The sequence below is a fragment of the Pseudomonas sp. CFBP13509 genome (genome assembly GCF_005233485.1).
Classification (GTDB): Bacteria; Pseudomonadota; Gammaproteobacteria; order Pseudomonadales; family Pseudomonadaceae; genus Aquipseudomonas; species Aquipseudomonas marginalis.
The window spans coordinates 180,880-195,081 of the sequence record NZ_QGAA01000007.1 but is presented as its reverse complement, the minus strand read 5'-3'; the positions used below and the strand labels follow the sequence as shown (position 1 = coordinate 195,081).

Here is a 14,202-nt window from a genome sequence, read left to right as displayed (position 1 = left end):
ATAAATGAAAAAAAGTGCAATGGGCTGGGCATATAGTTGTAAGCAGAGCCCGCCGGGGACTGAATCGGCCCAATCGTGAAAGATTCGTTTCAGGGCCTATACTCCATGGAACAGTTGCGAGTGTTGTGGGCGATCCAGGGAGGATCTACATCGCGTATGGCACTTCCCCCCGCAGCTGTACAGGAGGGTCGCACAGATGAAACATCCCATTCGAGCTCAGATTTTTGTCCAGGTGATTTGCCTGCTTTCGGTGGCTCAGCTTTTCTGCTGAGCCATGGGTCACTGCCTTTAAGATCAGCTGCGCGTGTGGCTGGGGCAGTTTTCGCCCTGTATTTGGGCCCATCAACTTAAATGCCATTGCTGCCGCAGTAGAGTTCGCGCGGGTTTCAAGCGCGGACGGCCCGACACTACGCGTCTGGTATTAACGCGAATGTTTCATTTATCCAGATTCACCAGCTCGTGCATCCGCGCCCCTATCATTCCCCGCAACCATTCAGCGTGAAACGCCATTTCGTCCAGAGAGATACCCTCACCCAACCGATATTCGAAAACCTTGTCCTTGGGTACCTGACCCACGAGGTGGAAATGCCCACAGCGATCAAACCGGGCGAGGACGTAGGGGCAGACGTAAATGATGTTGCTGAATGGCACCCGCACTTCGTAGGGCCTGCGGCCACGACGGATAACCGTGAGGCTAAGCAGTTGCTGGTTTTCATCGAACGTGAAGGCCTCCACATGAGGCGTAGAGGCCATCCAGGCAAACATCGCACCGATGAGCACTGCGGTACCGAGCATGAACAGGATGAGCGCCGACGTCGTAAAACTCGATTCAGCGCTGGGCGGCGTGCCCTGCAGCGCTCCGAGCCCGGCCAGGAGCAACATCACCAGCCCATAGCCCGGCAACAGCATCAGTAGCGCAATGTAGAACCCCAGGATCCCCCGACCACTGCCGCCAACGCTCGGTAGATCCGGGCCGTAATACCAGGTGGGTGGGTGCGCGACAGGGCTTCCAGTGCTTGGCGCTCCGGGAAGCGTGGCGACGAGGTGAGGTGGGTCTTGACGGTTCATCCAACAGGCTCCAGGGGTTGCAGCGTTCAATAATGGGCGAAAAGCCAGGAACCTTTGCGTTCCCCTCAAACCGTTAGTTGGACGCCCGCCTACGGGCGGCCTTACTTGAGCAGGGCAATCACCGCGCAGACAATCATGATCGCCAGCGCCGGCCACTGCATGGGCATGAAAAAGAAGTGATGGCGCACGCCATCTTCATGCACCTGCCGATTCAGGACAAAGCCCAGCACGGTATTGATGGCCGAGCCAATCCCCACACCCATCAACAGTTGCATCAGTGAGGTATTGCCGGGTTTGACGCTGGGGTCGGGCCACACCCCCATCAGCAGCAACACCATGGCCACCGGCGTGAACAGTGTCAGCCAGCCTGCGCCGCGATAGATCATCGTTTAATCCTCATGAATGACACGATTGGCTCAAGCCGGTTCGCGTGCTTGCTCTTCAGCCGCAAACACGGCATCGAGTGTGTTGAGGAACAGGTCATGGCTCAGAATGCCGGTGGCGATGGTCGACAACACGGGTTTGCCGCTCTCGTCCTTGATCACCACCTTTTCGGTCCAGGCGTTGAGGTCGACGGTACGCAGCGACGACATCGGCACCTTGCGCCCCTGGTATTCGAGAAAATCCTGGCTCACCACAATCGGCGTCGTGGTGATTTTGAGGAAGTTGCCGCTGACACGCTTGCCCCAGACCTGCCCGGAGCTGATGCAATTGAACCTGACCGCCCCACCCGACTCCAGCGTCGCCCGCACCCCCGGCAGACGTGCACGTACGTGCAGCTCACGGACCAACTGCTGGAAATCGTGAAAGCCCTTGAGGCTCTCGATCACTCGATGAAACGGCTCCGTGGCATTACGACGGTAAGCCACGTTGGTGATCATGCCGGTCAGCACGGTTTGCCCGGAGCCAAACAGATACAAGTCATCGATCTCGGCAAAGGCGGTGTATTCGCGCTGATCGTTGATGATGCGCTCGATACCATGCTCATACACGTCGTAAAGCGGCGCACGCAGTTTCCTGTGCCAGGCGTAAGCGGCAAATACACCCAGCCCGAGAACCGCCAGCAAAGCGCTGGTGGCGTAAATCAAGGTATGGGGGCTGCTGAAGCTGAAGGCCATGCCACGGGACGTCTGGAGGCTGACCGGCCCTTCATTGCCCGGTGGCAGGATCGTGCCCAGATACAACACAAACCCGGCGAGACCTAACAACACAACGCCAAATATCAAACTGAAAATCAGAAAACCCTTGCCGTGACGGAAACTGGCGATCAGTTCGCCGGTGGCGGAAGGCGCTTGGGAGGGGGATGACTGCATAACGCTTGCGTCCTTGTAATGGGGTTGCGCGCACCGCTGTTTATGCGGGGCCGATTGAACCCTGCCGTCATTGGGCGGGCTTGGCACGGCAGGTTGGAACATGGCTCATTAACATCGTTCCCTGTGCATATGGGTTAATGCCAACGGGTTCACAACCTTCGCGACATTGGGGCCGGAAACACGAAAGCCCCGCTAAGGCGGGGCTTTCGTTTAAGTCCTGGCGGGAAACCACGCCTGGGACCCTCGTCATCTTTCGGACAATGCAGCGCTTGTTTCACCAACTGGCAAAAGACGTCCCCGGACGCGGAATCATTATCGGGCTTGGCGAAGCACAAGCTCCGACAGACGGGTCTTAACTCGGAAGCAGAACTCACGAATTTGAAATTGATAAGCGGGCATAACCATGTAGTTTAAATCGGGACCCAATGAGTCTTTAATTTCCATGTATTTGGCAGTCTTGGCAGCAATGGCCTGGTATTGCGCCTCGTATTTATCGTAAGACGCTTTGTTGTAGACCTTTAAAACATCCAGTTCTTTACGGCATTGCTCAGCGCGATTTTGGTTCAAGTTTGTTTCTGTTTCTGACTGAGCAGACTCCAAAGAAGCTGCTTTTGGGGCGTCAGCACTGGCGTTCGCAGGTGCAGCCTCGTATCGCACAGTCCACTTTTCTGGGGTCGAAGGTGCGACCTCAGGCGGTGCTTCCCGGACGACGGCAGGAGGTGGAGTCACATCAGGTTTTTCGGGAGTTTTCGTAGCGCATCCAGAGAGGGCAAGCCCTACCACTACAACGATGCCACACATTTTATCCATCGGTTCCACCAAGAGGTAATTACGGATGGCTGAGTCGTTAGGTTCTGGGTAAAAGTAATAACTCATTCAATGATCGAGTGTAATTTTTCTACCAGCCTCAAGGCGCTCAGCCTCTCTTCCTTGAGTGCGCAGATGAACGATAGTAGTAAAAAAATAAAAAGATGACGAGCAAAAGCTGGCTGAAAAAACCACGAATTAAATGAGCCAGTGGAAGTGGCTTCAGTTGCTTGATTCAGGTCCCGGGCTGCATCGGCAATCATCAGTATTGGCTGCGCGAGTCTGCTACAGGGCACAGTAAGCAGAAGATCGCCAAACCTCAGAAACGCAAAAGCCCCGCATAGCGGGGCTTTCGTTTGAATCTTGGCGGGAAACCAGGGATTCGAACCCTGGGAACGCTATTAACGTTCGCCGGTTTTCAAGACCGGTGCATTCAACCACTCTGCCAATTTCCCTTGTGCATCACAGGATTAGGGTAGCCCATCCTGTCTCAGCGGGCGCCATAATACCCGAATGAAACACACTGTCAAACTCTCGCCATCGCTTGTTACAGAGCGTCTGTTATGATCTTTGCGACTGAACGTTTCAAAACCGAAGGAGTGTCGCCATGCGCGAACAGAATTACGCAGTGAATGGTAACGCGCAGGCTGAGCAGCTTGAAGTCAGCCGCGTGTTGCGCAACACCTATGGCCTGCTCGCCCTTACCCTCGCATTCAGCGGCTTAATGGCGTTCGTGGCCCAGCAGATGCACGTCGGCTACCCGAATATCTTTGTCGTACTGATCGGTTTCTATGGCCTGTTCTTCCTGACCAACAAGCTGCGTGACTCGGCCTGGGGCCTGGTGTCGGCGTTTGCCTTGACCGGTTTCATGGGCTTTATCCTCGGCCCGATCCTCAACCGTTACCTCGGCATGGCCGGTGGTGCGGAAGTGGTCAGCTCGGCGTTTGCCATGACCGCCCTGGTGTTTGGTGGTCTGTCGGCCTACGTGCTGGTCACACGCAAGGACATGAGCTTCCTGGGTGGCTTCATCACCGCGGGCTTCTTCGTGTTGCTGGCGGCGGTGGTGGCGGGCATGTTCTTCCAGATCAGCGGCCTGCAACTGGCGATCAGCGCGGGTTTTGTGCTGTTCTCCTCCGTGTGCATCCTGTTCCAGACCAGCGCCATCATCCACGGCGGTGAACGCAACTACATCATGGCGACCGTCAGCCTGTATGTGTCGATCTACAACCTGTTTATCAGCCTGTTGCAGATCTTCGGCATCATGAGCCGCGACGACTGATTTACTCGCTGCATAAAAAATGCCCCGTATCGAAAGATGCGGGGCATTTTTGTTTTCGGGGTATCAGTACTGGTTGGGTTCCATTTCCAGCTCGACCTTGAAACGCTGGGCGATGTCGCGCTGGATACGCTGGGCCAAGTTGGCAATATCGTGCCCTGTGGCGCCGCCATAGTTGACCAGCACCAGCGCCTGCAGGGCATGCACGCCGGCATCGCCGTCACGAAAGCCCTTCCAGCCGGCCTTGTCGATCAGCCAGCCAGCGGCCAGCTTCATCTGCCCATCCGCCTGTGGGTAAGCCACCAGGTCCGGATACTGTGCCTGTAACTCTTCAGCCAGGGCTTTGGACACCAACGGGTTCTTGAAGAAGCTGCCGGCATTGCCAAGCACTGCCGGGTCGGGCAATTTTTCGCTACGGATGCTGCAAATCGCGCGACTGACATCGCTCGGTGTCGCCTCGGTGATCCCCTGCCCTGCCAGGCGCTGCTGCACTGGGCCGTAGTCGAGCTTGAGGTGGCTGGCGCGGCTCAGGGCAAAGCGTACCCGCAGGATCAACCAGCGCCCGGTTTCGTGCTTGAACAGGCTGTCGCGGTAGGCAAAGTTGCATTCTTCCAGGCTGAAATCGCGCAACTCGCCCGTCTGGCGATCGAGGGCGGTCAAGCCGGCAAAGACGTCCTTGATCTCCACACCGTAGGCACCGATGTTCTGCATGGGGGCGGCACCGACGGTGCCGGGGATCAGGCTGAGGTTTTCCAGACCACAGAAGCCCTGCTCCAGGGTCCACAGCACAAACGGGTGCCAGGCCTCGCCTGCTTCGGCTTCGACCACCACCTGCACGCCATCATCCTGCAGCACGCGAATACCCTGGGTGGCCATGCGCAACACCAGGGCAGGAATGTCCTGGGTCAGCAGCAAGTTGCTGCCACCGCCGATCACCAGCAAGGGCAACGCCTGGGTCGACGCATAGGCCAGTGCCTCGCGCACATCGGCGTCACTGCGGGCCTCGGCGAACAGTCGGGCACGCACATCAATGCCAAAGCTGTTGAATGGCTTGAGCGACACCTGCGCCCGCACTTGCAAGGTCATAACCGCCCCTTCAATTCGATCACCAGTAAATCACACGCCCGCTCGATCAGGTCCAGGACCCACTCGAAGCCTTGTTCGCCTTCGTAGTAGGGATCCGGCACCTCGTCCACTTCAGCCTCATAGCGCCGCAGGAACAGGTCCAACTCCGCCTTGCCCTGGCCGGGCTGCATAGCCTTGAGGTTGCGCAGGTTGCTGTGGTCCATGGCCAGGATCAGGTCGTAGCGCGCAAAGTCGGCGCGGGAGACCTGCCGGGCCCTCTGGGCCGACAAATCGTAGCCGCGCACCAGCGCCGCACGTTGGCTGCGCTGGTCCGGCGGGTTGCCGACATGCCACTCGCCGGTGCCGGCGGACGCTACGTCGACCTGCCCCGCCAACCCGGCTTCGCGCAATTTATGGCGCAGTACGCCCTCAGCGGTGGGCGAGCGGCAGATATTGCCCAGGCAGACAAACAGAACCTCCATCAGGCCCCCAGCAGGCGACGGACGCGCTCAAGGTCTTCCGGGGTATCGACACCCGCAGGCGGTGCTTCCAGAGCATCGCCCACGTGGATGCGTACGCCGTGCCAAAGGGCTCGGAGTTGCTCCAGGGATTCGGTATTTTCCAACCAGCACGGCCCCCAGCTGACGAAGTCATGCAGAAACCCCGCACGATAGGCGTAGATACCTATATGGCGACGATACGGCACGCCTTCCGGCAGCAGGTCAGGGTTCCTGGCGAAGGCGTCGCGCGCCCAGGGCAAGGTCGAACGGCTGAAGGTCAGCGCCAGGCCGTTGACATCACTGACCACCTTGACCACGTTCGGGTTGAACAGGGTGTCGATGTCTTCAATCGGCTCAGCCAGGGTCGCCATACGCGCTTCACCGTGGGCGGCCAGGTTGGCGGCCACCTGGTCGATCACGCCCGGCGGGATCAACGGCTCGTCGCCTTGCACATTGACCACGATGGCGTCTGGCGCCAGGCCCAACTGCGTGGCCACTTCGGCCAGGCGATCGGTGCCGGAGTTGTGATCTTCACGGGTCAGCACCGCTTCGGCGCCGAACCCTTTGCAGGCTTCGATGATGCGCGGGTCATCAGTGGCCACCACGACACGCTCAGCGCTGCTTTTGCAGGCCTGCTCCCACACCAGCTGGATCATCGGCTTGCTGCCGATCAGTTGCAGCGGCTTGCCCGGCAGGCGTGTCGAGGCGTAGCGGGAAGGAATGACAACGGTAAAGGCTGTGGTCATTTATCCAGGCGCTCGTCGGTGGTCAGGGTGCGGGCTTCGCTTTCCAGCATTACCGGGATGCCATCACGGATCGGGTACGCCAGGCCGGCGCCCTTGCTGATCAGCTCGGTTTTATCGGCGCTGAGCTTGAGCGGGCCTTTGCAGATCGGGCAAGCGAGGATGTCGAGCAGTTTGGTGTCCATGAGTGTTTCCTGGAAAAAAGCGTTTAAGGCAAAAGACGGGCGGGCAGCAGGCGCATCAGCTGCGTGTCGAACCAGGCGACGAACGCCGGCGACGGCACCGCATCCACCGCAAGGTACCACCAGTCGGGCTGGGCAAAGGCGCGGCACTTCACCGCGTCCTTCTCGGTCATGACCAGTGGCAATGACGGGGTAAAACTCAAGACCTCGGCACTGTAGGGCGCATGGTCGGCGAAAGCATGGGGAATCGGCTGCCAGTGTAGCGTTTCGAGGGTGTTGAAGAAACGTTGCGGGTTGCCGATACCGGCAACCGCATGTACCTGCTGCCCCTCAGGAAAATACGCCAGCGACTGGCGCTCGCCGCTGTGCAGGTTGACCAATGCGGTAGGTTGCAGGCGAAATCCAAAGCCGTCGTCGCGATCCGAGCCAGCACCGTTGTAGAGCAGTGCATCCACACTGTGCAAACGCTCAACCGGTTCGCGCAACGGCCCCGCCGGCAGGCAACGGCGATTGCCCAGGCCCCGGGCGGCGTCGATCAGCACCAGTTCCAGGTCACGGGCCAGGCGGTAGTGTTGCAGCCCGTCGTCGGAGAGGATCAGGTCGAGGGTCTCGCTGGCAAGCAAGGCCTGCACCGCACGACTGCGGTCGGGATCGATCATCAGCGGCACGCCGCAGCGCTGCACGATCAGCAAAGGCTCGTCGCCCGCCACCGTGGCGCTGTGGCTCGCCTCGACGCGCCATGGCAACTGCGGCGGCTTGGCGCCATACCCGCGACTGACCACACCCACCCGCAGGCCACTGCGCCGACAGTGTTCGATCAACCACAGGATCAACGGCGTCTTGCCGGTGCCGCCCACGGTGACATTACCGACCACCACCACCGGCACCGGCGATTGATAGATCTCGCCCTCTCCCGCCAGGAACCGCGCGCGCTTGCGCTGCACCACCCGGCGATACAACGATTCCAGCGGACGCAACAACGCCAGTGCCGGATGGCCCTCGTACCAGGCCTTGAGCAAACGATCGGACATGGCCATCAGGGTTGGCTCGCCGCCTCGACAGTGCTCATGCGCAGATGGCTGAAACCGAGCTTGCCGGCAGCGTCCATCGCAGTGATCACGGCCTGGTGCTGGGTCTTGCCATCGGCACTGATGGACAACGGCATCTTGGTATCGCCGCCGGACTCTTTCTCCAGGGCCGCCATGAGGCTGGCGAGGTCGTTTTTCTCCAGCACCTGGTTATTCACCGAAAACGCCCCGTCGGCGCTGATGGCGATGTCCAGTTGCTTGACTTCCTGGTCTTCGGCCGGCGAACCACTCACGGCTTCCGGCAGGTCGACGCGCAGTTCGGTCTGCCGGGTGAAGGTGGTGGTGACGACAAAAAACAGCAGCAGGATAAACACCACGTCGATCAACGACGCGAGGTTGATGTCGACATTTTCCCGTTGCTTGCGGCGAAATTTCACGCTTTGCCCCCAACCAGGTCCACATCACGGTCGCCCTGCACCACTTCCACCAGCTTGATGGCTTCCTGCTCCATACCGACCACCAGTTCATCGATGCGCCGCTGCAGGAAACGATGGAAGAACACCGAAGGAATACCGACCATCAGGCCCGCCGCCGTGGTAATCAGGGCCTTGGAGATACCGCCGGCCAGCACGGCCGCGTTGGTGGTCATGCCCGAGCCCATGAACGAGCTGAAAATATCGATCATGCCCAGTACCGTCCCCAGCAAACCGAGCAACGGCGCCATGGCTGCGATGGTGCCGAGGGCGTTGATATAGCGTTCCAGTTCATGGATGACCCGGGCGGCGGCCTCTTCGATGCACTCCTTCATGATCTCGCGACCATGCTTGGAGTTGGCCAGGCCGGCGGCGAGGATTTCACCCAGGGGCGAGTTGGCGCGCAGTTCCTTGAGTTTGTCCTTGTCCAGCTGCTTGTTCTTGATCCAGCTCCAGACCTGCCCCAGCAGATGCTCGGGGGTGACGCGACTGGCGCGCAGGGTCCACAAACGTTCGGCAACGATGCCGAGTGCGGCGATGGAGCTCAGGATGATGGGCAACATCATCCAGCCGCCAGATTTGACCAATTCCCACACAGTGAATGTCCCCTCGAAAAAGTGCGCCACTTTACCATATAGGTTCGGCGGCGGGGTTCGTCGGCCATGGACCCGTCTGTCCCAGGCGCCGGCCTTTGGCATGGCCGGCTCAGGGTAACGTTTCGCGCCAAAAACGGCGTTGACTACGCGCAACAGTGGGTGGCTGGAAAGCCCCTAATTGCACGCGCACCGCGCCCAGCTCGGCACTGTCGTATATCTGGCTGCCCAGTCGCTGGTAGCGCTCCACCACCTGCGGGTGAGGATGGCCGAACGCATTGCCACGCCCACGGGAAATCAGCACCGACGTGGGCGCCAGCCGCTGTAGAAAAGGCCACGACGACGAACTGCGGCTGCCATGGTGAGGGGATTGCAGCCAGTCGGTGTGCACGGCCAACGAAGACGCGAGAAATGCTCGCTCGGCAGCCCGATCAATATCCCCCGTGAGCAGCAGCCGCTCACCGTTGGCCTGGACCTGCAGAACACAGGACTTGGGGTTGCCATCAATCGCATCAGGCCACTGCCACAGCTCGAATGCCACACCGTCCCACTCCCACTGTTCGCCGCTGACGCAGGGCTGGGTGGCGAGAAACGCGGGCAACCCCTCGGTTTCACCGCCCACGACACGCCGGATCGGCAACCCTCGGGCAACAGCCGACGCCCCACCGGCATGATCGGCGTCGGCGTGGCTCAGCAGCATCATATCCAGCGTCCCGACGCCGAGCTTTTTCAACGCGGGCACTACCACACGGGCACCGAGGTCAACCGTCCCCGAACGCGGGCCGGCATCGTAGAGCAACGTGTGATGGCGGGTACGCAGGATCAAGGCCTGACCCTGCCCGACATCCAGCTGTACCACCTCCATCCGCCCATGGGGCACGAGCTCGCGGGGTGGAAACACGGCCAACAACAGCAGTGGCAAGCCCAGGGGCCGAAACGGCACGCCGCTGGGCAGCAATAACAGCACCGCGCCGACCAGGCTGATCAGCCAGTAACCCAGGGGCACTTCGGCCGGTATCCAGGCAGGCATTAGCCCAGCGAGCCATGCCAAGCCCCGGAACAACTCGTCAAGCGCCCCACCCGCCAGCCACAACAAGCCCTCACCCGCATACGGCAGCGGCAACAATGTGCTCCCCAGCAACGCCAGGGGCAACACCACCAGGCTGATCCACGGCACGGCAACCAGGTTGGCCAGCGGCGCACTGACGCTGACGGGCAAGCCGAGCACCAGCAACACAGGAAACAGACCAACGGCAATCAAGCACTGGGGACGTGTCCATGCCTGCCAGACACTCCACGGCCCCAAGCGCCCACCAAATCCCAGGACCAGCACCGCGACAGCCATGAAGGACAGCCAGAATCCGGGTTGCAGGCTGGCCAGTGGCTCCAGGATCAGCACGCCATTGAGTGCCAGCAACAACGGCCACCAGAAGCCCAGATGACGAAAGCGCAGGCGCCACAACAACACCAGCCCCACCATGACGCAGGCCCGTTGCACCGGCACGCCAAACCCTGCCAGCAGGCCGTACCCCAGCGCGGCGGCAAACCCCAGGCCGCACGCCCACGGCAGCCACGGCCAGGTGCGGGGCCAGCAGCCGTAGCGTGCAAGTAGCGCGACCAAGCCGTAGATCAACCCCGCCAGCAAGCCAATGTGCTGGCCGGAAATCACCAACAGGTGCACCGTGCCGGTGTCCTGCAACACCTGCCAGTCTTCGGCCGCCAGCCCGGAGCCATCCCCCAGCACCAAAGCCGCCAGGCCCGCCTCGCGGCCTTGGGCATCCACCGCCATCAGGCGTTGGCGGACCGTGTCACGCCAGGCATGACGCGCCGGCGCCAGGCGCTCACCATCCTTCACCGAGCCGGTGGCGCCAATGCGCTGGGCCAGCAGCCAGGCCTCCTGATCGAAACCGTGAAAATTGAGCAGCCCGGCAGGCCGTTTCAGCGTCACGGCCAGACGCCAGCGCTCGCCACTGCGTACCGGCGGCCCGCCGTGCCAAAACACCCGGATGCGCTTGGGCAACCGGGCGTTGCGCGCCTGGCTGTCGGCCAGCTCAAAACGCACGCCCGTCCCTGTCTGCTGCGGCAACCCGGTTACACGGCCTTCCAGCCATCGCGTCTGGCCATCCAGCACCGGCCGTAGTCGATCATCCAGCGCCCACTGCGCGCTGATGCAGGCCCAGCTCAAACCCAGCAGGAAAAATGCCAGTGGCGACGTACGAAAAGGCAATAGCATCAATGCCAGCACCAACATGGCTATCAGCCACCCCGTCGACGGCAACGCCGGTAGAAAGCGCAAGGCAAGCAACCCCAGCGCGAGCGCGAACATCCCTGTCTTCATGAACCCTCCTTTTCAAGTGATCCACTCAGTCTTAGACGAGGGCCCAGCGTGTCCTATGATGTTTTGTCACAAAGTCTGAATTTTCTGTTTATAGAATGCGGGCATACTTGCCCCTCGAACTGACCTGGACCCCCTATGCCTCGGCGCTTATTCAAACGGTACATGCCCGACCCCACCAGTATCAGGGAACACAAGTCATTACAGTTTCTTGGCACGTTGCTGCACGACCCGAACCTCTGGCACCTGAATCGGCACTCCGTGGCACGCGCCATGGCCGTGGGTTTGTTCGCGGCGTTTATCCCGATCCCATTGCAGATGCTGCTGGCGGCAGTGCTGGCGATCACCGTGCGCGGCAATATGCCCATCGCCATCAGCCTGGTATGGCTGACCAACCCGATCACCATGCCGGTGGTGTTCATCTGCACCTACATGACCGGCGCCTGGCTGATGAATGTGCCACCGCGCAGCCTGCCCGACGACCTGACCTGGGAGTGGATCAGCGGCCAGTTGAGCACGCTGTGGCAGCCCTTCCTGCTGGGTTCGGTGGTGTTGGGGCTGGTGCTGGGCGCACTGGCCTACTGCCTGACCATGGGGTACTGGCGCTGGTGGGTCGCGCACCAATGGAAAAAGCGCAAGCAGCGCCGAGGCTGAGACCTATCGCGCCGGCAACCGCAGGTGCACACGCAGGCCCTGGCCGGTATTTTCCGCCCACAGGCTGCCGTCCTGGCGTTGCACGGCATTGCGCGCGATGCTCAGGCCCAGCCCGAAGCCACCATCGCCGGGCCTCGAACCGTCCAGCCGCGTAAACGGCGCAAAGATTCGCTCCAGATCCTGCTCATCGATTCCCCCGCCCTGGTCTTCCAACCAAAGGTGCCAATACTCCCCCTCGCGGCATCCATCCAGGCACACGCCCCCCTCCGCCGGGGAATGGCGTATGGCGTTGCGCAGGATATTCTCCAGGGCCTGGGCCAGGGCATTCAGGTTGCCCCGTACCCAACTGTCGGCGCCCAGAAGGCAGGACAGCCGCGACGCCGGCCAACCGCTTTCAAAGCACGCGTTCTCGCGCAGCATGTCCCACAGCGCCTGCACCTGAATATCTTCTTTGGGCAGCGGCGCCCGCTCGGTATCCAGCCAGGCCAGTTGCAGGCTGTCTTCCACCAGGCGCTGCATGGCATCGATCTCCCGCCCCAGCCGCTCACGCAGGCGCGCAAGATCCTGCTCACTGTCACAGGCCACCCGCAAACGGCTCAAGGGCGTGCGCAGTTCATGGGACATGTCCCTTAACAGCTGCTGTTGCAGCATCACCGTACCCTGCAAGCGCTCGGACATATGATCAAACGCGCGCCCCAACTCGCCCAATTCGTCCTGGCGGCTGGTGGCGTCGTGGGACATCCGCGTATTCAATTGATCGGCACGCCATGCGTTGGCCTGCTCGCGCAGTTGATTGAGGGGCATGATCAGCAACCGATAGAGGCCGATGCACAGCAACAAGGTAAAGAGGCCGGGAATCACGCCGTTGGTCAGCACCCGCCAGAACAGTTGGTAGCGCCCCGGCATAAAACGCTGCGGCAGTTCAATCACCAGCGAACCGGCGCCCGGATCCACCGCAAACGGGATCTTCAACCACGGCAACCCCTTGACGTGGCGGCTGACCGGCCAATCCAGGCCCCGCAGAAAGGTCAGGCGCTGGCTTTCCGTGTCGGTCAGCGGGTAGCTGCTCAACGACTGCAAGTCATTGCCGATCACCCCGATCCACGTGCTTTCGCGCTTGCCCATTGCCTGCAGCCACGCATCGACGCCGGCATTGCCGCTCTGGTTCCAGGCCTGCTCGGCGCCGACCGCATAACCACTCAAGGTGCTCCTGGCCTCATCGGACAGGTAGGCGTTCTTTTGCTCCATGTACCGGCCCCAGGACCAACTGAGCCAGATCATCAGCAAACAGAAGGCGATCAGCAGGCAGGCGAGCTTCCAGAATAACGAGTGCCTGCCCGGCAGCCGTTTCAGTGATGCCTCAAAGCCCATCGTCGTGACCGCTCAGCACATAGCCCTTGCCCCACACCGTGCGCACCTCACGCTCGCCGTAGCCGATGGCCTTGAGCTTGCGGCGGATCTGGCTGATATGCATGTCGAGGCTGCGATCATGGGGCGCATAACCCCGTTGCAACACGTGCTGGTAGAGGAAGGCTTTGCTGAGGACTTCTTCAGCGTTGCGATGCAGGGTTTCCAGCAGGCGATATTCGCTGCGGGTCAGGCCCGCCCAGTGGCCTTGATGAAAAACATCGCACCGTTCATCGTCGAAACGCAGGGTGCGGGTATCCTCGCGCACGGGCGCAAGCGTCGGCAACGGGCGCCGATCCAGGGCCACCCGCCGCAGGATGGCTTCGATACGCACGCGCAATTCAACCATGCTGAAGGGCTTGGGCAGGTAATCATCGGCACCCAGGCGAAAACCGCTGACGCGATCGGTTTCAGCGCCCAGGGCCGACATCAGGATCACCGGAACCGAATGGCTCCGGCGCAGATGGGTGAGGATCGACAAGCCATCCAGGCCCGGCAGCAGAATATCCATCAATACCACGTCGAATGCCTGGTCGCGCGCCATCTCCAAGCCCTGCTGACCGTTCTGGCACCAGGTGACCTGGAAGCCACAGCGCCCCAAATGCTCATGCACATAGGCACCCAGCACGGGGTCATCTTCAATTGTGAGGATACGGGGTAGGCCAACTGCTGCGGGATTCATTAGCGTCTGCAAGTCATTCTCAATCACTGATTATTCAAGATAACCCCGCCGCAGGCAATCGCCACACGGCGTCCAA

General features: G+C 60.8%; 16 protein-coding genes and 1 tRNA gene. 2 read left to right on the top strand and 15 right to left on the bottom strand.

The annotated features are described in order from the left end of the window. Nucleotides 1–435 precede the first annotated feature (435 nt). From PspCFBP13509_RS13980 to PspCFBP13509_RS13960, 5 genes are all read right to left on the bottom strand, one after another. On the bottom strand, nucleotides 436–1,068 hold the full coding sequence (locus tag PspCFBP13509_RS13980; RefSeq protein WP_065948335.1) for a hypothetical protein: 633 nt from the start codon (nucleotides 1,066–1,068) through the stop codon (nucleotides 436–438). A gap of 101 nt (nucleotides 1,069–1,169) precedes the next feature. Further along, on the bottom strand, nucleotides 1,170–1,454 hold the full coding sequence (locus tag PspCFBP13509_RS13975) for a hypothetical protein (protein WP_027607310.1): 285 nt from the start codon (nucleotides 1,452–1,454) through the stop codon (nucleotides 1,170–1,172). Nucleotides 1,455–1,484: 30 nt separating this feature from the next. Further along, nucleotides 1,485–2,381, bottom strand: coding sequence for a hypothetical protein (locus PspCFBP13509_RS13970; protein WP_137212182.1), 897 nt, complete (start codon nucleotides 2,379–2,381; stop codon nucleotides 1,485–1,487). 312 nt (nucleotides 2,382–2,693) lie between these two features. After that, nucleotides 2,694–3,257 carry a hypothetical protein gene (locus PspCFBP13509_RS31740; protein WP_235865594.1) on the bottom strand — a complete coding sequence of 188 codons (564 nt, stop codon included), beginning with the start codon at nucleotides 3,255–3,257 and terminating at the stop codon, nucleotides 2,694–2,696. A gap of 295 nt (nucleotides 3,258–3,552) precedes the next feature. Next, nucleotides 3,553–3,643, bottom strand: a tRNA-Ser gene (locus PspCFBP13509_RS13960). A 152-nt stretch (nucleotides 3,644–3,795) separates the two neighbouring features. On the opposite strand from PspCFBP13509_RS13960, the gene PspCFBP13509_RS13955 reads away from it, so the two are divergent. After that, complete coding sequence (locus PspCFBP13509_RS13955; RefSeq protein ID WP_027607314.1) at nucleotides 3,796–4,467, top strand: Bax inhibitor-1/YccA family protein; 672 nt, start codon at nucleotides 3,796–3,798, stop codon at nucleotides 4,465–4,467. A 63-nt stretch (nucleotides 4,468–4,530) separates the two neighbouring features. Here PspCFBP13509_RS13955 and murB read toward each other — a convergent pair whose 3' ends face one another. The 8 genes from murB to PspCFBP13509_RS13915 form a co-directional block, all read right to left on the bottom strand. Next, nucleotides 4,531–5,550 carry a UDP-N-acetylmuramate dehydrogenase gene (gene murB, locus PspCFBP13509_RS13950; RefSeq protein WP_065927095.1) on the bottom strand — a complete coding sequence of 340 codons (1,020 nt, stop codon included), beginning with the start codon at nucleotides 5,548–5,550 and terminating at the stop codon, nucleotides 4,531–4,533. Beyond that, nucleotides 5,547–6,011 carry a low molecular weight protein-tyrosine-phosphatase gene (locus PspCFBP13509_RS13945; protein ID WP_065927094.1) on the bottom strand — a complete coding sequence of 155 codons (465 nt, stop codon included), beginning with the start codon at nucleotides 6,009–6,011 and terminating at the stop codon, nucleotides 5,547–5,549. The genes murB and PspCFBP13509_RS13945 overlap by 4 nt, the downstream gene beginning before the upstream one ends. After that, complete coding sequence (kdsB, locus tag PspCFBP13509_RS13940; protein WP_065927093.1) at nucleotides 6,011–6,775, bottom strand: 3-deoxy-manno-octulosonate cytidylyltransferase; 765 nt, start codon at nucleotides 6,773–6,775, stop codon at nucleotides 6,011–6,013. The genes PspCFBP13509_RS13945 and kdsB overlap by 1 nt, the downstream gene beginning before the upstream one ends. Continuing rightward, on the bottom strand, nucleotides 6,772–6,957 hold the full coding sequence (locus PspCFBP13509_RS13935; protein WP_003174668.1) for a Trm112 family protein: 186 nt from the start codon (nucleotides 6,955–6,957) through the stop codon (nucleotides 6,772–6,774). Before PspCFBP13509_RS13935 ends, kdsB begins: the two co-directional genes overlap by 4 nt. 23 nt (nucleotides 6,958–6,980) lie before the next feature. Further along, a complete protein-coding gene (gene lpxK / locus PspCFBP13509_RS13930; protein WP_137212181.1) occupies nucleotides 6,981–7,991 on the bottom strand; it encodes a tetraacyldisaccharide 4'-kinase in 1,011 nt (336 codons plus the stop codon). Continuing rightward, a complete protein-coding gene (locus PspCFBP13509_RS13925) occupies nucleotides 7,991–8,419 on the bottom strand; it encodes an ExbD/TolR family protein (RefSeq protein WP_027607319.1) in 429 nt (142 codons plus the stop codon). The genes lpxK and PspCFBP13509_RS13925 overlap by 1 nt, the downstream gene beginning before the upstream one ends. After that, nucleotides 8,416–9,051: a MotA/TolQ/ExbB proton channel family protein gene (locus tag PspCFBP13509_RS13920; protein WP_027607320.1), complete on the bottom strand. Its 636-nt coding sequence runs from the start codon at nucleotides 9,049–9,051 to the stop codon at nucleotides 8,416–8,418. The genes PspCFBP13509_RS13925 and PspCFBP13509_RS13920 overlap by 4 nt, the downstream gene beginning before the upstream one ends. Nucleotides 9,052–9,160: 109 nt before the next feature. Beyond that, complete coding sequence (locus PspCFBP13509_RS13915) at nucleotides 9,161–11,386, bottom strand: ComEC/Rec2 family competence protein (protein ID WP_235865596.1); 2,226 nt, start codon at nucleotides 11,384–11,386, stop codon at nucleotides 9,161–9,163. A gap of 135 nt (nucleotides 11,387–11,521) precedes the next feature. On the opposite strand from PspCFBP13509_RS13915, the gene PspCFBP13509_RS13910 reads away from it, so the two are divergent. Continuing rightward, entirely contained in the window at nucleotides 11,522–12,037 is a 516-nt protein-coding gene (locus PspCFBP13509_RS13910) for a DUF2062 domain-containing protein (protein ID WP_027607322.1), read from the top strand. A 3-nt stretch (nucleotides 12,038–12,040) separates the two neighbouring features. On the opposite strand, the gene PspCFBP13509_RS13905 is transcribed toward PspCFBP13509_RS13910, so the two are convergent. Together PspCFBP13509_RS13905 and PspCFBP13509_RS13900 are read right to left on the bottom strand one after the other, a co-directional pair. Beyond that, nucleotides 12,041–13,408 (bottom strand): sensor histidine kinase, encoded by a 1,368-nt coding sequence (locus PspCFBP13509_RS13905; protein ID WP_074847166.1) that lies wholly within the window; start codon nucleotides 13,406–13,408, stop codon nucleotides 12,041–12,043. Beyond that, nucleotides 13,398–14,126, bottom strand: coding sequence for a response regulator transcription factor (locus PspCFBP13509_RS13900; protein WP_074847167.1), 729 nt, complete (start codon nucleotides 14,124–14,126; stop codon nucleotides 13,398–13,400). Before PspCFBP13509_RS13900 ends, PspCFBP13509_RS13905 begins: the two co-directional genes overlap by 11 nt. Nucleotides 14,127–14,202 lie beyond the last annotated feature (76 nt).